Origin of the sequence: Flavobacterium selenitireducens, assembly GCF_014748335.1 — a bacterium.
In the GTDB taxonomy this organism is placed as follows: Bacteria; Bacteroidota; Bacteroidia; order Flavobacteriales; family Flavobacteriaceae; genus Flavobacterium; species Flavobacterium selenitireducens.
In genome coordinates, this window is the sequence record NZ_JAAVIY010000002.1 from 388,610 (window position 1) to 408,687 (window position 20,078).

Genomic DNA, 20,078 nt, shown 5'->3' on the forward strand with positions numbered 1-20,078 from the left:
TTATCTATTCGAGCGGTAATCGACGATGACGCCGTCGACAAGCATTCGTTTGTCAGAATAGGTTATGCGTCCGTTTTCAGGAACTTCCACGATCACGACCGAATTTCTTGACGCGATTTTTACTTTTGCCGAACCTGACACGTTGCGCGCGATGAATTTGCCGGAAACCGTATCGTACAGATCGACTTTTTTCCCTACCGAAACCGAAACCGTTTTTTCGCTGGCCGCCGGGTTGTAAAGCAATGAGGTGGGATAAGCTTTGTCGCGGAAGAAATCCGTGGCCAACAGGTCGAGTTGCAAAACGTCCGCTACATCTGTTTTTCGGACAATGCTTCCGAAAATGCCCACGTGGCCGCTTCCGTATACGGAAAGTTGCGACTCCGGCGGATTCTTCCCGGCCACCCAAAGCGGCCCGTCTCCCTGGGCAACCGGTGCTTTGACGTGCTCGTATTGCGGCATGTTAGACGATCTGATAATGCCTTCGTAAGCGATCACGCCTTTTCCGGCGGCGGCCTTCTCGGGAATCGACTCGTGCTCGTCGGCCATGTGATCCGGATAAAACAATTTGGAAGCGTTGGCGGCATTGAGCATCCATTTCCCGATTGCCGAAGCGTAACGTTGGTCGTATCTTACCATGGGAACCAATGGCCAGGCCGCGTCGTAAGTGTTCATGAGGAATCCGTAACCGCCGCGGTCGACGGTGCTTCCAACGGTTCCTGAAATATCGTATCCGTTCCAATTCCCGACGAGCACGCCCCAACCTTCGCGGCATTTCGGCGTTCCGTCGAATGTCCAGGCCAGCATTTTATCGAGGTCGTAGGTTTGTTTTTCTTCAGCGTTGATGCGCGCTGCGAGATACGCTCCAAAAGGCATCAGCAATTCATAGGTTGGATTTTCTTTTTGGGATTGCAAAGCCGACAGGGCCGATTTTGCACCTTTCAAATATTTCGTATCTCCGAATTTTTTGTACGCCATATAAAGCAGCCAGGCGTGTCCCGCCGCCGCATCCGGTTGAGCGCAAATGTTGTTGGTCATCGGCTTCATTTTTCCGTAATCGAAATACGAATAATTGTAGTTTCCGTTAAGGATGACGTCCGCGTCGTGAAATTTATCGGCAATCGTGCGCGCCATTTCGGTAAAGCCGGGCTCGTTAGGATATTTGTCGTAAATCGCGTAAAAAAGTACGTTCGGATAAACGTCATACCACCAATCGCGACCGTAACCGCCGCCGAGCAGCGCCACTTCGGGAGCGGTATTGTTCATCATGATGTTCCAACCCGTTTCCCGGTTAAAGTAATTTTTTAGCATACCGACGTAATTCCTGCCGTCGGAATTGCTCTTGTCGATTCCCACCAGAGTAGCACCCAAAGTCGCGCCCATCGTGGCCAATGCCTCGTGGAACATGCCTTTGTTGTTTTGGCCGCCTTGCCGCACATCGCCAATCGCGGTGTAAAGCCCCACGACGTCCTGGTCGAAATTTTTGCGGCTTTTGTCGACCCAAACGATAGGCCAGAATTCGCCTTTAGCATGGAAGTCGTAAGCGGTCTTGTCGAAATCGAGGGCAAGTTTTTTATAGTCGATGATGCCGAACGGTTGAGGATTGTCTGGCATCAGGTCGACGCGTGGAATCGGCTTTTGGGCAACCTGGGCCGAACAGCCGAAAGAGGAGAGGAGTAAAAGTCCGAAAATCGGTTTGATAAGGTGTATAGGATTCATAGGCTTAAAGTAAGTCAAGTGCGGTTTCTTCGAGTGCGCGCGGATCGGTTGGTTTTTCGACGTCGGCTTCGGGCATGAGCCGGTTGCCTTGGGCGATGATTTTTTTGCTGACATAAATCGACAGCAGTTGCAGCAAGGCGATGATTCCGATGGCGTAACGCAGCGCAAAATCTTCCGATATCGCAAAATACAAAACCAGGAATGTCCCGGCTCCGAAGAGTCGTCCGGCATAAAGTCCGGCTTCGTGATTGAGTATGTATGTGAATTCGCTGCGTTTTTCGATTTTACAGACGATGTCGATCACGCGCAATTGGATCGGATAATACGCTAAGTCCATTAGCGGTTTGGCGATCAGCAGTAAAAGCAGGAACCCGACGACACCGATCTTGTTAAACAAAATTCCGTTGAGGCAAGCCCCGACGGCGAACAAAACAAGACCCGCGGAAAACGTTTTGATCCTGTCCGACGGCTTCGAAAACCGCCCGATGAAATAGATGATGATCGCCGCCAGGATCGCACCGATAGATTGTGCTTTTCCCAACGCGCCTTCCTCTCCGAGAATTTTGAAAATCAGCATCGCCGGAGCCGTGACCAGGAAACCTTGGGCGAGACCTTTGAGCGAGGCCAGCGCCAGCAATTTGTGCCAAAGCGGATGGAACTTGAAGTAGATGTATTTTTTCTCTGTCGGATTCAGGAATTTCCCGCGGAAGCAAACAACCGATGCGACGATCGTGATCACGAATACGACTCCGGTGATGATTTCGTAGGCGACGTGTTTCTGGGCTTCCCCATCATGCGATTGTATGAACCAACCGATCGCCGCCGGCACCATGATCGCGATGATCGTGTAGAAAAAAGTTTCCAGGCCGTAATAATAATTGCGGTTGGCATCGTTGGTGATCGAAAGTGCGAGATAATCGCGGTTCGACCAGTACAATCCGAACGAAAGTCCCATCGTGATCCCGGCGGTTCCGATCCCGACAAGCGTCAAATCGGTAAGCGACATCATGATGATCATCGAAACACCGCTGAGCATCATCCCGATCGCATACAAATACCTGATGTTGATATACTTGAGCAAAAATCCGTTGATCAGAAACGTAAGCGGGATTCCCGTGTAAATGCACAATTGATATATCACCACTTTCGAAGTGTCGTTGGAATTTCGCATGATGTAAGCCGCGACGAAAATATCGATCACAGGTTGCACGAGCGCATAAACCACGTTCGTCCACACGAGGATTTTGAAGTTGTGGCTTTGTTGGCGGAAATGCCCGATTTCTTCAGTTAATTTTTTTAGCATTCCCGTTAGATTAGGCGTGACAGGATTTCTTGGATCGAGAGTCGCGCGCCGCACACGAATTCGTCGGCGGCTCCATAATAGACCGTAATGGTGTCGCCGTCTTCTTCGACAATATGGCCGTTGGTGAAAACGACGTGGCCGAAAAATCCGGTGAGTTCATACGTTTCGGACGGAACCATGATCGCCTCATCGGTTCGCGCCAGGACTTTCGTCGGATCGTTTAAGTCGAGTAAGAAAGCGCCGAGGCAATATTGGTGTTCGTCATTGGCGCCGTGGTAAATCTCGAGCCAGCCTTTGTCGGTCTTGATTGGAGCCGCGCCCGCACCGACGCGTTTGCTGTCCCATTTGCCGGGACGCGTGCGCACGATGCATTCGTGTTGTCCCCAATGAACGCCGTCCGGAGAGGAAGCGATCCAGATGTAATTCCCGCCAAGATCGACGCTGCTCGGGCGATGAAGCGCGTAGAATTTCCCGTTTACTTTTTCTTCAAAAATCGCGCAGTCCTTATTATGTGCAGGGAAAATCAATCCGTGTTTTTCGAAATTTTTCCAGTCTTTCGTCGTGCGCAATCCAACACCGACTCCCATTGATGAAACTGACGTGAACGTCAGGTAAAACGTGCCGTCGATTTCAACGACGCGGCAGTCTTCGATCCCAAACGTTTCGTGTCTGCCTTCACCGTTGAGCCTCGGATAACCTTCGGGTTCGTAAAAATCGGTTCCGTTGTCGCTGCACAAAAGCCGCAAATGAGACAAGGTCGTGAGGTAATCGCTGCCTTTGTAGTTTATCACGCGTGCGTCGCTGTCGTCGAGTTCGGGATCGCCTTTCGGGATTTGAACGATCGACATCGCGCCTTTTTCGTCGAGAACGGGGAACGAGATGATGCCGTCGGTTTGTGTAGGGCGCTCGGCGACGCGTACGATGAGCCAGGTCTTTCCATCAAAGCGGAATGTTCCCGGATTCAGCAGGCACGTAATTTCGAGTCCGTCTTTGCTCGGAACGAGATCCGCCGGAGATAGCAACGGATTCTCGCCAAAGCGTTTTGCAATGTCTTTCATTTTTTTGAAGTAGAAAAGAACCGACCGAAGCCGGTCCTCATGTTGTTAATAACCCGGATTTGGAGTCAAAGTGCCGGCTGATGCGTCGATTTCGGATTGCGGGATCGGATAGAGATTGTGGAATTCCTGGAAGTTGATTCCTTTTGCATTCAAAACCTCCTGTGCGATTCCCCAACGTTTCAAGTCAAGAAGACGTTGGTTTTCAAACCCAAGTTCGACGCGGCGTTCGTGAATAAGCCAATTCTTGATTTCGGATGCGTTCGTCGAAGCCGGACGATCGGCCAAGGTGCCGGCCGGAACCGTCGATCCGTCTCCTGTTGGGCTCGTCCTGGCACGGGTCCTGATTTGATTGATGATTGAAACTGCTCCGGCGTAATCGCCCGTTTCGAGTAAGGCCTCCGCTTTCCAAAGCAGCACGTCGGCAAAACGGATGTATACTTTATTGTTCGGTGCATCGTCATTGCCTTTGTTGGTGCCGTCGAGCGTTCCCAACATTTTATTGACGTTTTGTGCAGCCGGATTCACGGTGTAGAACAAACGCGGATCGTTAGGTTCGAACTCGTCGAGGAAATTCTGTTCAGGAGCAAAGAATCCCCAGCCTAGCGGTGCGCAGATTCCGTTTCCTCTTCGCGGAGTGGCGTTTGTCTGGTGGTCAAAAACAAAGACATCTTCGTTTTCGGTGAACTCGGTATTCATGTTGAACGCATCGAAATAATTGGCATTGAGCGAATAGCCCAAAGCCGCAACCTGATCGACCAACGCCGGAACCGCTCCCCAATTCTGGGTATACAATTCAGATTTGGCCAACAACGCGAGTGCTGCCGCTTTCGAAACGCGCCACGGTTCGGTCTGTGAAGAATATTTAGTATTCGGAAGCAGGGTTGCGGCCTGGGTCAAATCTGTTTTGATTTGCTCCCAAACCAGATTTTTATCCGCGCGAACCGCCACTTCATAGGCTTCTCCAATACTCGTGACAGGTTGAAGGATCAAAGGCACATCGCCAAAATTCGTTACCAGCGCGAAGTAATAATGCGAACGAAGGAACAGGATTTCAGCCATCAATTGGTTTTTGCGGTCCGTCGTGATGCCGGTAAGCGATTCAATTTGAGGGTTGGTCAGGTTTTTCAGTACCGTATTGCAGCGTTTGATACCCTCGTAATTGTATTTCCATAAGCCATTCGGGCCGCCATTCGTCGAAACGAAGGTAAAACTGTTGAGTTCGTCGATCCAGGGTTGGTCGCCGTCAACGTTCCATTTTTTTTGGGCGTCGTCACTGGCCACGTCCTGGAGCACGTAGTCGTTTTGGAAGACGAGTCCGCCGTTCCAGTTCCATTCTGCCAGGATGTTGAGTCGGTTTGACAGCAGTTCGTAAGCCGATCTCGTCTGGTTCTCGATCCCGACCAGCGTGGGCTCCAAATCGACTTGGTCTTGCGTGAGGTTTCCGATCGGTTCCTGGTCCAATTCATCCTCACAAGCTGTCAGCGACAAAACACCGACGAGCAAAAATACGGGTATATACTTTTTCATAGTCTTTATTATAACTTGATTTTTGCTCCGAAAATCACCGAAGTCATTTGCGGATAAGTTCCTTGATCTTTCAACAATGTAGATTCGGGATCGAGCCCTGAATATTTTGTCCACGTAACCAGGTTTTGTCCTGAAACGTAAACCCTGAGATTGCTCACGGCCTTGAACTTTTTGTCGAAAGTGTATCCGATCTCAAGATTTTTCAATCGCAGGTAAGAAGCGTCTTCCACCATGGCGCTCGAGATTTTTTCGCTTCCGTTAGGGTTGAAAGTCAGTCGCGGCATGGTGTTGCTCGAGCCTTCGCCATCCCAGGCATTCAGCACGTCTGTCGTGGAATTGAACGGACGGGAATCGTAATCGAGAATCTGCTTCAAGTCATTATAACGGTCTACGCCGGATACGCCCTGGAACAAGCAGGAAATGTCGAACCCTTTATAGGACGCGTTCAGATTGACGCCATACGTGACTTTCGGGATAGGATTCCCGATGTGTGTGCGGTCATTCGCGTTGATTTGCCCATCTCCATTCACGTCGCGGAACTTCATGTCTCCCGGTTGCGTCGTTCCTGCATTTGCGAAAAGGTGGTTGTCGATCTCGGCTTGGTTCTGATAGATTCCCACGAATTGGTAGCCGTAATAAGCGTTGATCGGTTGACCGACAATGGTTCTCGTGTAGTTGATCGGATCATCGATATTGGCTACATATGTGTACAATTTTTGGACTTCGTTGTCAAGCGTAGCCAAATTGGCGTTGAATCCGTATTTGAAATCGCGATCGTTGTTCTGATAACCCAAAGCGAATTCGAAACCTTTGTTCCGCACCGATGCCGTGTTGAAAAACGAAGGATCGAGTTGCCCGACAGATGTGGCCGGAAGCGGCACCGTCAATAGGATATCATCCGTATCCTTGACGAAATAATCTGCGCTGAAATACAATTTGCTGTTCAGGAAAGTAAAGTCAAGCCCGACGTTGGTTTGTGTCGTTGTTTCCCACTGCAGGTTCGGATTCCCCAAACGCGCGAGTTGAGGCCCGTTTGGCGTGTTGATGTACCGATTTTGATAGGCGTAATTAGGAATTTCCTGGTTCCCGTTTTGGCCGTAACTGGCACGGATCTTCAAACTGGTCAACCAGGTCACGTCTTTCATGAATTCTTCATTCGTCAGGATGTAGTTGGCCGATATAGACGGAAAATATCCCCATTTTTTGTTAGGTCCGAAACGTGACGAAGCATCAGCACGCATTGTCGCGGTGGCAAAAAGCTTTTCCCTGAAACCATATGTTGCCGTTCCGAAGTAGGAGAACAACGTCCAGGCAGATCCGGAACCGCCCGTATACGCTGGCGGCAAGCCTGTTGTTCCGCCTCCGAGCTGTCCGTAGTCGAGATACAAAAATGGATCGAGCGTAATGTCGTAAGCCGAACGTGTTCCGCCCATCTGCTCATATTTGTTGGTGATATATTCCGTCCCTACAAGCGCGTTGATGCTATGATCGCCAAAAGTCTTAATGAAGTTGAACGTGTTGCTCCAGTTAAAAGTCACGTCCTGGCCACGGCTCTCGCTGAGATTGTTCGGCATGTTGTTGCGCCCCATCCCGAAAAACGGGCTGTCTGCCGGCAATATCGCTTGTTGGTCGCCGTAGTTCTGTGCAAAATTCTTGGTGTGGATGAAATCCGCATCGATTCCAAGCAACGTTTTGAACTTGAGCGATTTGTCGCCCAGGAAGGCATATTCGGCAAATACATTCCCAAAAGTGTTGAACAGTTCGCGTTTGTCGTTGGTGAAGTGCACGATTGCAATCGGATTCGAGCTATACTCGAGGCTTTTGTTGAAATTATCTGGCCCGATGTAGAACGGAAGATCGGTATACGGATCTTCGGCAGACCAAGTAGGATCGGACGGATCTTTGTAAACGCCCAGAACCGGCGGACGGATCATCGCATGACGGATCACGCCCGGAGCGTCGCCCGTAGAGGATAGCTTGTCCTGTTTGATGAACGTCAATTGCATGCTGCTTCCGACCGTAAATCTTTCACTTACGTTTCCGATCACATTCGTGCGGAAATTTGCCCGCTTGTACTTGTCGTTCCGCTCCACGACGATTCCGTCCACGCCGAAATAGCTTCCGGAAATGTAATAGGAAAGTTTATCCGATCCGCCGCTGGCCGAAATGTGGGCGCTGTTGCTGTAACCGGTCGTAAACAGTTCGTCAAGCCAGTCAGTATCGGACAAATCAGAACGTCCGCGCAACGCCGTGTATGGGTTTGGCACATTAGGATCTGTACCTGTCGTATTGTTGTAAGACGTTTCCATCACATCCAAATACTGTGACGTATTGAGCAATTTTGGAAGATTCGTCGCGAAATGGACGCCCGTAAACGCCTCGGCTTCGAACGTTCCTTTTCCGTCCTGCCCTCTTTTGGTCGTAATAAGCACGACGCCATTGGCCGCGCGAGACCCGTAGATCGAGGCAGATGCCGCATCTTTCAGAACCGTAAGATTCTTGATGTCGCCTCCCGGAATAAATCCTATCGAACGCGTCGGGACACCGTCTACCACATAAAGTACGTCGTTATTTCCAAGCGTGCCCTGGCCGCGAATCCTGATCTGGATACCGTCTCCGGGCGCACCGGAACTCGCCGCCACGAATACACCGGCCGCTTGTCCCTGAAGTGCCTGGGTAACATCCGGCACGCGCGTTTTGGCCATGTCCACAAGATCGACCTGGGTTACCGCTCCGGAGATCGACTTCTTTTGCTGACTCGAATATCCGGTAACGACGACTTCATTCAGTTGTTGGCTGTCGGCTTCCAGTACGGCGTTCACGACAGTTTGCCCGTTTGCAGCGATTTCTTTGGTCGTATATCCCATATAGGTAAAAACCAAAGTAGGATTGGCCCCGGCGTCGAGCAACGTATATTCGCCGTTGATGTCGGTTTGCGCACTCGTGTTCGTGCCTTTAACGGCCACGTTTACCATCGGCAAAGGACCGGAATTGTCAGAAACCGTACCTGTGATGGTTTGTGCTTTGAGGACGCTGAATGAGCCCAGCATCCAGACCAGGAACAGTTGGCAAATGAGTTTCTTCTTCATATCCCAATCCCGGTTTCGTTAGTGAATAGTACTTGTTTTCTCATGGTTTTGATTTTTGCTGTTATACGGTTTCAATTAGGTTTGCTATAACGTTTTCGTTGGTAGCATAAATTTAGAGCGGCGGCATAGAAAGACGTGTACACTATTCTGCCAAAAGTGTACACATCTGTTTAATGTATTGTAAATCAGTTTTTTGAAAATTGGATTGTCTTCGATCTATAATGCATTTGATAGTTCTTTGGCGTGGTTTTGTACACCTTTTTGAACTCCCTGTAGAAATACGATCGATTGTTGAAACCGGACTTGTAGCAAATTTCGGATACCGTGAGCATGTTGCGGCGAAGCAGTTCCGCGGCAAATTTGAGGCGCATGCTCCGGATCAGGTCGGCAGGCGTCAACCCGAAAATCTCCTTGGTTTTGCGGTACAGTTGGGAGGCGCTGATGCCGAGTTCCTTTTCGATAAAACCGCTGTGGAGCGATTCATTATCGATGTTGCGCCTCACAAGCGCGATTATGGTGCGGATAAAGTCTTTTTCGCGATTGCCGACGTGCGGTTCAGACACGTTTTCCAAAATCGTATCCTGGGTAAAATGGCGTAAGATGAGTTCTTTTTCCTCAAGCAATTTTTGGATGCGCACGAGCAGATGCTCCGGATAGAACGGTTTCGGGATATACGAATTGGCGCCGCTTTCCAAACCTTCTATACGATGCGCCACCGCGTCTTTTGCCGTGAGCATGATAAACGGGATGTGGCAGGTGCGTACGTCGGTTTTGATCTTGCGGCAAAGTTCGACACCGTCCATCACGGGCATCATGACGTCGCTGATGATGAGGTCCGGCACACTGTTTTCGACCACGTCAAGTGCTTCGGCCCCGTTGTAGGCGGTCGTGATGTCGTATTGTCCGGACAAAAGATCGCTCAGGAACGCGTGGATGTCTTTTTCGTCTTCCACGATCAAAATATTAGGACGGTTGTTTTCGAGCTTTTCGAGCGCGCGGACTTTCTCGGGCAGGGATTCGTCGGGTTTGTCCGAGATGTCCTCCAATATGTTTTTCAGATGATGGGAAATCAACACCGGAGCGGCTTCCATGTCGATTTCGTTTTCCGAAAACGCCGATTCTCCGCACGGAAGCACTACCGTAAAAACCGTTTCCCTGTCCTGTATGCTCGACACTTCGACTTCCCCTCTCAGCACGGTCACGAGCTTTTTGACGTAAGCCAGCCCGATTCCCGTCCGGAACATTTCGCTGTCGTGGGACTGTTTCGTATCCGATAAGAAAAAACGGTCGAAAAGCGAGTTCATTTTGTCCTCCGGGATTCCTTTCCCGGTATTGACGACCGTAAAATGGATGTTTTGGCCGTCATCGCCCGTAAATCCGACCTTTACAGAAATACTTCCGCCGATTGGCGTGTATTTGAACGCGTTCGACATCAGGTTGAAAATAATCTTCTCGGTCTTGTCCTTGTCGAACCAGCCCGGAATGCTTTGCGGGATTTCGAGGTGGTAATCGATGTTTTTGTCGAAAGCCCAATCGTCGAAAAGCTCGGCAATCTGTTCTACCAAACTCACGAGATCAAACCGTTTTACGCTAATCCCGAGCCGGTCGTATTCGGCTTTTCGGAATTCGAGCAATTGTTGCGTCAGGAACAGCAGACGCGAGGAATTGCGCTGGATCATGTTGACGAATTTGCGGTTGCGCCCGTCAAGTGCCGGCATTTCGGTAAGCTTTTGCACAGGACCGACGATGAGCGTGAGCGGCGTCAGGAATTCGTGGGCGATGTTCGTGAAAAACGTCAATCTGTTCTCGTGGATTTCCTCTTCTTTTTTGCGCGACATTATATTCTGCCTCAGCGACTGACGTTTGAGGTAGTAACTGCGCACGAACCAGGCGAAAACGATTGCCAGTATCGTATACACCGAAAGCGCCGCGTTCGATTGCCAGATTACGGGCCTGACGCGAATGTCGATCGCACGCACGGCATCGCTCCACACGCCGTCGCTGTTGGACCACTTCATCCAAAGCTCGTACTTCCCGCGCGGCACGTTCGTGAACGAGATGATTTTCCGGTTGTCGATCGCCTTCCATTCTTTGTCGAAACCCTCGAGCTTATAGGCGAAATGGCATTTGTCGTTATTTATATAGGTAAGGGCCGCGAGCTCGATGTCGAAGAAATTCTGGTCGTGTTTCAATTCTATCGAAGGATGCGTTTTGGAATCCGGCCCGACCACAAGCCCTTGATAATACGGTTCGGCTTGATCCTGTCCGGTGATCCGGTCTATGAGCAGATCCGGAATGGCGACCGATTCCCGGACCTGTTCCGGGTGGAAATAGTTGAATCCCTTGATTCCGCCCATGTAGACCACATCGGTTTGGCTTTGCAGATACGAGGCTCCGTCTGCAAATTCGTTGTTTTGCAGACCGTCATTGCGGGAATAGTTGATGAATTTCCGGGAATGGGACACGAAATTGGAAAGCCCGAAATTGGTACTGATCCACAAGTTTGCGTTTTTGTCCGATACGATACCGTGGATGGTGTTATCCGGAAGCCCGTCCTTTGAGGTAAAACTGCGGAATTTTGCCTTTTCGTCAGCTGTCGATTCGAGCACGTTGAGGCCGTAACTTGTCCCGATCCAAAGTTTTTGGTTTGCGTCGATCCCGAGCGAAAGCACGTCGTTGTTCGACAAACTTTGAGGGTTCCCGCTTTCGTTCTTGAAAACCCGGAAGCGCCCCGTGTTCACGTCAAATAAGTTGAGGCCGCCAAGCCGTGTCCCGATCCAAAGCTGGGAACGGTTCTTCGGGACGATAGAAAATACGATGTTGCTGCTCAGTGAGGCGGACCCGCTTCCGGCCGTAAATCGACTGGCATCGGTCACCTTCAACCCGTTAACGGAGCGTTCGAGTTTGAGCCGCAACATTCCGTAACCGTTGCTTCCAAGCCAGATGCTTCCTTGTTCGTCCTGGTAAATCGCATAGACGGATTTAAAATAACCGCATTTTTCCCTGCCTTCGATTTCGTTCCAGCCGATGAGCCGTCCGCGGTCGAGGTCGTACACGCTGATTCCGTCTCCGTCCGATCCTATGAAAACCAATTTGTCGTGGCCTTTGCACAAAGCAAAAACGGAATTGTTGATTGGGCTGTTGGCTTCGGTAAAATTTTGGTAAGTCAGCGGCTGTCCGGGCTCCGTCGGCAAACCGGATGTAATCCTGAAAAGCCCTTTTCCTTTCGTTCCCACCCAAAACGCCCCGCCTGCGTCGAGAAACGATCGTACGATTCCGCCTTCGAGTTCGGGAATTTGGGACGATGCGATGAGCGCGAACGACTTTTTTTGAGGAGAGATCTGCAGTAGTCCGTCTCCGTCGGTTCCCATCCAGAGCACGTTTTCGCTGGCGCGCACGAGCGTCGTTATTTTTTGGTTCCTCAGGTATTTTGTCCAGGAGGCGTTCGCAGGGTTGCCGTTCGAATCATACATAAAATAGCCTGAGCGGCCTGCGAACACAAAACCTTCCGGGACGTGCCCTACGATTGAAGTGGCCGTTCTATCTGTCAACTTGGGTTTCGGCTTCGCATCCGATGTAAGCAATCCGATTTCTCCCGACAGTTTCACCAAGCCAATCGTTCCGTCGTCGGCAAGGTCAAAAGCGCGCACGTTTCCGGCAAGCAGTCGAGGTGTGGCGACGCTTTGTTTCCCGGACACGTTCAGCGCATACAATTCATTATTCGAAAACAACATCAACAATTCGCCTTCGCCCGAAAATTCCATTTTGTTAACGGTTCCTGCCGGTATTCCGGAAATGCCGAGACGGCGAAACTGCTTGCCGTCGAAATACCCGATTCCCCAGTCTTTGACCGCGCAATAAACCCGTTTTGAGGCGTCGAGCGCCATGTTGAACTCCGATTCCGAAAGCGGCTGCGTTCCCTTGCGCGCAAAATAGTGTTGTGTGAACTTTCCTGTTTTTTTATCGTATCGGTTGATCCCGTGCATGGTCAACACCCAAATCTTGCCGCTTTCGTCTTCACCTATCTTAAGGATAACCTGGTTGCTAAGCGAATTTGGCGACCCGGGTTCAGGCCGGAAGATGCGGAAAGCATTGCCGTCGTATCGGTTGAGGCCGTCCCAGGTGCCGATCCAGAGTATGTTTTCCGAATCCTGGAAGATATAGTTTACCGAACTGTTGGACAGTCCCTTGGTATTGTCGAGCTGCTCCAGCGAATATTTGGTTTTCTCACCGGGCGGATGCTGAGCCATGAGCGGTTTTGGCTGCGTCCGTACATCGGAAACCGAACGATCGGCATCTGCCTTTGAGCAGGAAAAAAAGCACGCCAAGGCAATGCCCGTCATGAAAACGGCCCTGACAGCGGCAAAGCGGGATGCGGTTTTGTTTTTGAAAATCATGTCGGGTTTGGGCGCTTGAAACGTCCCTTTCGGGATACCGCGGGTTGACGGTAACGGGGCAGCTACTCAAATTTATGTAAAATCGGCTCACGAAGTGCATTTACCGGATGTATTTCCCAAAGCCCTTCCAAACAACACGGTTTCCGGTCATTTTTAACATTGGTTCACAAGCGTTTAAGGTTGCTTTTCGCTAGCTTTGCCTATTCGCGATTTCCCGCGTCTGCCCAATTTTTTCTTGATGAAATCCCAATACGCCATAGTTGACATCGAAACTACGGGTGGCAACGCCTCTGGCAGCCGCATTACCGAAATCGCCATCGCCATCCACGACGGAATCAAGGTAATCGATCGTTGGGAAACCCTTGTGAATCCGCAAAAGGAAATTCCGCTTCCTATTTTCGCACTCACGGGAATCAACAACGAAATGGTGCGCGACGCTCCGATTTTCGACGACGTCGCCGCTAAGGTGTTCGAGTTGCTTTCCGATCGCATTTTCGTAGCCCATAACGTCAATTTCGACTATTCGTTCCTACGCCATGAGCTCGAACTTTCCGGATTCAAATGGTCCGCCAGGAAATTGTGCACGGTGCGCGCCGCACGAAAGATCAGGCCGGGATTGGGTTCGTACAGTTTGGGAAATCTTTGCCGCTCGCTCGAAATCCCGGTTTTCAACAGGCATCGCGCAGGAGGTGACCTCGATGCGACGGTTATCCTTTTTTCGCAATTGCTGCAATGGGACACGGAACTTGAAATAGCCAAAATGATCAAGAAGACGGCCCAGGATCAACGGCTTCCGCCCAATCTCCCGCCGAACGACTTCGAGGCCCTACCCGAAAAACCGGGCGTCTATTATTTTTACAACCAGGCCAGGAAAGTAATTTATGTAGGGAAGGCGATCAATCTCAAAAAACGGGTGGCATCGCATTTTAGCGGCAATAGCGTAAAGCCGCAGCGACAGCACTTTTTGAGGGATATCCACGGCATTTCGTTCGAGGTTTGCGCCACCGAACTCATGGCCCTTTTGCTCGAATGTTCCGAAATCAAGAAGCTGTGGCCGGCGTACAACCGTGCATTGAAGCGGTTCGATCCGAAATTCGGGCTTTACGAATACGAAGCGCGCAACGGTTACCGTTATCTTGCGATCGGAAAATTGAGCAAGTTCCAAAAATGCGTCGAGGTGTTCAACAGCGAATACGATGCGATAAATTTGCTGCGCCAGCTCGCCGAAAATCACCGGATCGATCATCGCTTTTGCAATTACGGGAAGGCACAGGGCGAATATTTTGTTCGCCGGGACACGACAGATTTGCCGGATATGACGCATCACAACCTCAGTGTGTCAAATGCGTTGGATGCCCTGGCAAAGGAGCGACCGAGTTTTGCTTTGATAGACAAAGGCCGGTCTGCAGATGAGCGCAGTTGCATTTGGGTCGAGAACGGTCATTTTTACGGAATGGGTTATGTGGGCTCGGACGTAGGTTTTGCGCATCCGTCCGAAGTCAAGGACTACGTCACGCCTTACGGCAGCAACCAGTACATCATGACTTTGATCTATTCTCACGCCAAAAAACATCCGGGGAAAATCATGTCCTGACAATAACAAAGACTTTTGGAAGCGCCAAAATCACGATCAGGCGTTTTGTCGAAAAGCAAGGACGGCACGACGTAATTTGGGTAACAATTCCCTTTATTTAAGAATTTCATTGCGGCTCATCGTCAATTTTAACGTCGTTTATTATTGGGTGTAAAAGAATTCCCTTACATTTCCACCTATATTTCAAACAAATAACTATGTACAACTTTACGCTTAAGACATTTGCCGTATGCTTGATGTCGTTCGCCTTTTCGGCCAACGCTCAGGACGGTAACGGCGCCAAGGTTTCAAAACCTGGCAGCCAATGGGAAAAAGGCGGTCTTTTTGAAGGCTACAACCCTCAGCAAGAGGTGCTTCAGAAGAGAACGCAAAACGCAAAACACTTCCGCAACGCAAACGGTACCGTGACGGCTCAAATGGGCGGCACGATGCACTATCGCGACATCAACGGAAGCTGGCAGGACATCGATCCGGCGATCCAGCCGTTGACGGCGTCCAAAGGTTACGGTTACGGAAACGTAACGAATGAGATCAAAAGTTACTTTCCAAAATCGGCGGGAACCATGCCTGTGGAAATGTATTACAATGGCTCACAAAGCCTGAAGTGGTGGAACAACCCGAAAATGGAAACAACCCTTAACGGAAAAGTGTTGTCTTCCACTAAAATTGCCAAAGGCGAAGTGGCCGTCAACGGGAAAGCCATCCGTTACAACAACGCTTATCCCGGCATTACAGAGGAGTTCGAGGTGATCCCGACGGGTCTTGAGAACAACACTATCATAAATGCCATGACTTCTGAAATCAGCGCGTTGCCGGCAAAGGCGATGGTGGAATTCAGCCAAATCATTTCCCTTGGCCAGGGTTGGAGCGTGATCGCCAACGGAAAGGCGCAGAACGGGTCGTTCGATGCAAAGAATTTCAGCATCAGCATCCCGGGATTCGCCGATGGTTTGTCGTTCAGCAAAATCGTTATTTTCGACAACACGCTTACGAGAGATCAGGCAATGGTCTTGGCTTACGCGCCTTCTGAAAAATTGAACGATGTCCAAAAAGTACAATTGCGCGACCACGTTTTGGTGGTGGATTATCATGCGGATTTTACTGACGAAGGGTTGAAAATCACAACCAAAGTTCCTGCAAAATGGCTTAAAGACGGCCAAAGATCGTTCCCGGTAACGATAGACCCTACGGTAACGGTTGGCCCGATAACCGAAGGTAATTTCTACGGCCCTATGACACACTGGTACGGCTTCCAGCGCCATGCAAGTTTGTTCCTACAATCGGAAATAGGCGGATTCGGAGAAATCACGGCGATCGAATACTACAAAACAGGTGATCAGATAGCCAGAACAAAACCGACAAAAGTATACATGCGCAACATTGGTGCTTCTACACTCAGCGGAACGGCAGCGTGGAACTCTCCTACCTATATCGGAGGATTGTCGCCATTGTTCGACGGAAACACTACACAAGATGCGACTCCAGGTTGGAAAATGATCACCCTTACGAATCCACACCAATATCTTTCTGGTAACCTGATGGTCATGGTTTATGACGAGTTTGGAGGAAGTGGATCAGCACAATACTTCGCTCAGGCGACTCCTGCCGCACGTCAGGCGTATGTGCGTGTAGACGGAACAAACCCGGGCGACGGAGCGGCTACTGCAATCGAAAACCGCTTGACGTCGATCCGTATTACTTATACTCCGGACACTAACCCATGTTCGGCTCCAACAGCTGCGAGCGCAACAGTAACGAGCGGTTCGACGGCTACGATCAACTGGACGACAACTGCGGCTAACGCAGAAATTGTGATCCAACCTGCGGGAACTGGTGTACCGGCTGCTGCAGACAATACCGGAATCAACGTTGTGGGAGCTACAACTTACGATGCCGCTAACTTAACCGGTGCGACAGCCTACGAATTTTATGTAAGAAGCGAGTGCGAAACAGGAACATCGTTTAGTGCTTGGGTCGGACCTTTCGCATTTAACACGACCGTAATGCCTGGTTGCGCTACGAATCCTACTCCTGCTGACGGAGCCACGAACATTCCGGTAGGAAACGTGACGTTCGCATGGACCCCTCCAACAGATGGAGATCCGGCAGTTTCTTATGATTTGTACTATGGCCTTACGGCTGATGCGGTAACGAACTTCATCGCCAACTTTACCACGACTACTGCAGCAATCACGCTGACAGGTTACAACACGACGTTCTACTGGAAACTTGTTTCTAAGAACGCGGGTGGCAACAACACGACATGTGCGATCTGGAGCTTCACAACCATGGCTCCTCCGCCGGCGCCTATCAATGACGAATGTGCGACTGCTACAGCGCTTACGCCAGGAGGCGTGTTCGCTACGAACGCCATTATGGGAACTAACGTCAGCGCGACAGATTCTACTGGAGCACCGGAGCCCGGATGTGCGAGTTTCGACGGAGGCGATGTTTGGTATAGCGTTGTGATTCCTGCTTCAGGAAGTATTACCGTAGAAACCAACAGTGTTGAAGACGACATTCTCGACGATACAGGTCTCGCACTTTACAGCGGCGCTTGCGGATCACTTACATTGATTTCATGTAACGATGACGGAAGCGATGACGGTGCTTTCTCCAAACTATCCCTTACCGGAAGAACTCCCGGAGAAGTGATCTACGCCAGAGTTTGGGAATATGGCGGAGGAACCGAAGGAAATTTCATGGTTTCGGCTTATGACGCTTCACTGAGCACTGCAGGTTTCGACAACAATGCGTTCTCTTTCCACCCGAACCCGGTTAAGGATGTGTTGAAACTTTCGTATTCACAAGTTATTTCAGACGTTACCGTTTACAACCTTTTGGGTCAACAAGTTTACACAAAGGCAATCAACCAAACGGATGCCGAAGTGAACCTTTCCCAATTGTCTGAAGGCGCTTACCTTGTAAGAGTTACTTCTGACAACCAGGTGAAGACCATCAAGATCGTAAAAGAATAACGACTTGACATAAAACGAGAGAGGCTGCCCGAAAAGGCGGCCTCTTTTTTTTTGTCCTGACGCCAATTCGATGCGTACGATTTTGACTACGCCTTTTTGCAGCAATCGTCGAGTTTTTCGTAAGCTTCGGGAAGCGCTTTTATGTCGTCGGCATCGTATCCCATTTCCGATATGGATCGCCTGATCGCGTCGGCGTTTGTTTTTTGGCCGTTATAATAAACCGTCAACGTCATTTTCTTGTCGTCGAGTTCGTACATTTTCACGCCTTTCATCTTGAGCAGGTTCGATTGCAAACTCTTGCCGCAGCTCGGACATTCCTTACAATGGTCGCAATAGATATTGGTTTTGATCACGACCTTTTCATTCTTTTTTGACATTTGCGCCACAGACGAGGATCCGGCGAGCATCAATCCGACGAAAGCGATGAATTTTATAGCATTTTTCATAATCAGGTTTTTAGGGTTTCAAATATACTAACTCATTTTTATTCGCTGAAGGCGGACGGCGTTCAAAATGGCCAGCAACGCCACGCCTACATCGGCAACGACCGCTTCCCAAAGCGTCGCGATCCCACCGGCTCCGAGCGCCAGTACGACAATTTTGACCAGCAACGCCATGGCGATATTCTGCCAAACGATACGCTTGGTCAACCTTCCAACTTTTATCGCGGTGACGATGCGGGACGGGCGATCGTCCTGGATGACCACGTCGGCGGTTTCTATCGTGGCGTCGCTTCCGAGTCCGCCCATCGCAATCCCGACATCGGCCAACGCCACCACCGGAGCATCGTTGAGTCCGTCGCCGACAAACGCCAGTTTTTTGCCGAGAGTTTTGAGTTGTCGGACGTTTCGGACTTTGTCTTCGGGAAGCAGGTCCGCAAAAGCGCTATCGATGGAAAGTTCGCGGGCAACGCTATCCACGACGCTTTTTTTATCGCCTGACAACATCACGGTCTCGATTTTCATCCGATGCAGTTCCCGGATCGTTTCGATGGCATCCGGTTTTATCTTGTCGGATATTGTGATATAGCCTTTGTAGCGGCGGTCGACGGCGACGATTACAACGGTTTTGGCTTGCGTTTCCCAACCTTCGGGAAGGCCGATTTGTGCGTCCTGCATCAATTTCAGGTTGCCGACCACGACTTGTTTCCCGTCGATTTCGGCTTCCAGGCCTTTGCCCGGAATTTCTTTTATGTTTCCGATTTCAAATGTTGATACTCCGATTTTCTGCGCATACGATACGATGGCCGCAGCGATCGGATGCGTCGATTTGCGTTCGACAGCGCATGCGATCCCGAGCAATTCCCGTTCGGTTATGCCGTCCGGCCTGACTCGGTCCACTTCGAACACGCCTTCGGTCAACGTTCCGGTTTTGTCCATGACGACCGTGTCGATTTCGCTGATCACATCGAGAAAGTTCGCGCCTTTGAACAAAATCCCGTGACGTGAGGCCAGTCCGATCCCGCCAAAATAGCCCAACGGAATCGAAACCACCAGGCCGCATGGGCAACTGATGACCAAAAATACTAGCGCTCTGTAAAACCAGTCGTAAAAGGAATATTGCGCTACAAAAAAATAGGGCAGTGCAAACACCGCAACAGCCAAAGCGAAAACGACAGGTGTGTAAATCCTTGCAAAACGATTGATGAAAAGTTGGGTTTTCGATTTCCGGGCCGTCGCGTCCTGTACCAATTCGAGGATGCGGCTGAGTTTACTGTCCCGGAATTTTGCCGCGACCTTGATTTCAGACACCGTGTTGAGGTTGATCATTCCGGCGTAAACCGTTTCGCCTTTGCGCTTTGTATCGGGCTTGCTTTCGCCAGTGAGTGCCGCGGCGTTGAATGAGGATTTTTCGGAAAGCAATGTGCCGTCCAACGCAACTTTTTCTCCCGGTTTGACTTCGATGACCGTCCCGATATCCACGAGATTCGGATCCATGGGTCGGCCAACGCCATTTTCGATTATCGTCACCACTTCCGGCCGTATGTCGAGCAATGCTTTGATGCTGCGTTTGGCGCGGTCTACGGCTGCATCCTGAAACCATTCGCCTATCGAATAGAACACCATTACCGCGACGCCTTCGCTATACGATCCAATTGCAAAAGCACCGATCGTAGCCGAACTCATCAGGAAAAATTCATTGAAAAAGTCAAATCGTTTTGCCTTTCGCCACGCTATGTAAAGTACATTATATCCTGACAGCAGGTAGGCGGTGCCGTAAACGCAAAGCCCGATAGGGAAAGGTGGCAGATATCCGAACCCGAATTCAAGTACGAGCATCACAGCCAGGACTGCAGAACCCGCAAGCAACGGCCAACGCATTTTCCATCCCGAATTTCCGGAAGCGAGATCGTGGCTGTCATCTTCGTGAGCGGCTGAGTCGGTATGCGTATGATGGTGGTCTTCGTGAATCATCT

At 50.3% G+C, this 20,078-nt stretch carries 10 protein-coding genes; 2 read left to right on the plus strand and 8 right to left on the minus strand.

Annotation, left to right across the window (positions count from 1 at the left end; translation table 11 throughout):
• The 6 genes from HC229_RS05190 to HC229_RS05215 all read right to left on the minus strand — a co-directional run bounded on the left by HC229_RS05190 (window position 1) and on the right by HC229_RS05215 (window position 13,090).
• Window positions 1–1,716, minus strand: a complete 1,716-nt coding sequence (locus HC229_RS05190; RefSeq protein ID WP_191019399.1) for a hypothetical protein — start codon at window positions 1,714–1,716, stop codon at window positions 1–3.
• A gap of 4 nt (window positions 1,717–1,720) precedes the next feature.
• On the minus strand, window positions 1,721–3,019 hold the full coding sequence (locus tag HC229_RS05195; RefSeq protein ID WP_191019400.1) for an MFS transporter: 1,299 nt from the start codon (window positions 3,017–3,019) through the stop codon (window positions 1,721–1,723).
• Between the two features lie 5 nt (window positions 3,020–3,024).
• Window positions 3,025–4,077 carry a glycoside hydrolase family 130 protein gene (locus tag HC229_RS05200; RefSeq protein WP_191019401.1) on the minus strand — a complete coding sequence of 351 codons (1,053 nt, stop codon included), beginning with the start codon at window positions 4,075–4,077 and terminating at the stop codon, window positions 3,025–3,027.
• Window positions 4,078–4,122: 45 nt separating this feature from the next.
• On the minus strand, window positions 4,123–5,604 hold the full coding sequence (locus HC229_RS05205) for a RagB/SusD family nutrient uptake outer membrane protein (RefSeq protein ID WP_191019402.1): 1,482 nt from the start codon (window positions 5,602–5,604) through the stop codon (window positions 4,123–4,125).
• A gap of 8 nt (window positions 5,605–5,612) precedes the next feature.
• On the minus strand, window positions 5,613–8,693 hold the full coding sequence (locus HC229_RS05210) for a SusC/RagA family TonB-linked outer membrane protein (protein WP_191019403.1): 3,081 nt from the start codon (window positions 8,691–8,693) through the stop codon (window positions 5,613–5,615).
• Between the two features lie 185 nt (window positions 8,694–8,878).
• Window positions 8,879–13,090 carry a hybrid sensor histidine kinase/response regulator transcription factor gene (locus HC229_RS05215; RefSeq protein ID WP_223845526.1) on the minus strand — a complete coding sequence of 1,404 codons (4,212 nt, stop codon included), beginning with the start codon at window positions 13,088–13,090 and terminating at the stop codon, window positions 8,879–8,881.
• Between the two features lie 238 nt (window positions 13,091–13,328).
• Here HC229_RS05215 and HC229_RS05220 point away from each other — a divergent pair, with 238 nt between their 5' ends.
• Window positions 13,329–14,684: an exonuclease domain-containing protein gene (locus HC229_RS05220; protein ID WP_191019404.1), complete on the plus strand. Its 1,356-nt coding sequence runs from the start codon at window positions 13,329–13,331 to the stop codon at window positions 14,682–14,684.
• A gap of 197 nt (window positions 14,685–14,881) precedes the next feature.
• Entirely contained in the window at window positions 14,882–17,662 is a 2,781-nt protein-coding gene (locus HC229_RS05225) for a T9SS type A sorting domain-containing protein (protein WP_191019405.1), read from the plus strand.
• 86 nt (window positions 17,663–17,748) lie between these two features.
• On the opposite strand, the gene HC229_RS05230 is transcribed toward HC229_RS05225, so the two are convergent.
• A complete protein-coding gene (locus HC229_RS05230) occupies window positions 17,749–18,108 on the minus strand; it encodes a heavy-metal-associated domain-containing protein (RefSeq protein ID WP_191019406.1) in 360 nt (119 codons plus the stop codon).
• Window positions 18,109–18,135: 27 nt separating this feature from the next.
• Window positions 18,136–20,076: a heavy metal translocating P-type ATPase gene (locus HC229_RS05235; protein WP_191019407.1), complete on the minus strand. Its 1,941-nt coding sequence runs from the start codon at window positions 20,074–20,076 to the stop codon at window positions 18,136–18,138.
• Window positions 20,077–20,078 lie beyond the last annotated feature (2 nt).

Coding starts and splice junctions, on each gene's coding strand:
- HC229_RS05190 (WP_191019399.1), bottom strand. CDS start 1,716: ATGAATCCTATACACCTTATCAAACCGATTTTCGGACTTTTACTCCTC.
- HC229_RS05195 (WP_191019400.1), bottom strand. CDS start 3,019: ATGCTAAAAAAATTAACTGAAGAAATCGGGCATTTCCGCCAACAAAGC.
- HC229_RS05200 (WP_191019401.1), bottom strand. CDS start 4,077: ATGAAAGACATTGCAAAACGCTTTGGCGAGAATCCGTTGCTATCTCCG.
- HC229_RS05205 (WP_191019402.1), bottom strand. CDS start 5,604: ATGAAAAAGTATATACCCGTATTTTTGCTCGTCGGTGTTTTGTCGCTG.
- HC229_RS05210 (WP_191019403.1), bottom strand. CDS start 8,693: ATGAAGAAGAAACTCATTTGCCAACTGTTCCTGGTCTGGATGCTGGGC.
- HC229_RS05215 (WP_223845526.1), bottom strand. CDS start 13,090: ATGATTTTCAAAAACAAAACCGCATCCCGCTTTGCCGCTGTCAGGGCC.
- HC229_RS05220 (WP_191019404.1), top strand. CDS start 13,329: ATGAAATCCCAATACGCCATAGTTGACATCGAAACTACGGGTGGCAAC.
- HC229_RS05225 (WP_191019405.1), top strand. CDS start 14,882: ATGTACAACTTTACGCTTAAGACATTTGCCGTATGCTTGATGTCGTTC.
- HC229_RS05230 (WP_191019406.1), bottom strand. CDS start 18,108: ATGAAAAATGCTATAAAATTCATCGCTTTCGTCGGATTGATGCTCGCC.
- HC229_RS05235 (WP_191019407.1), bottom strand. CDS start 20,076: ATGATTCACGAAGACCACCATCATACGCATACCGACTCAGCCGCTCAC.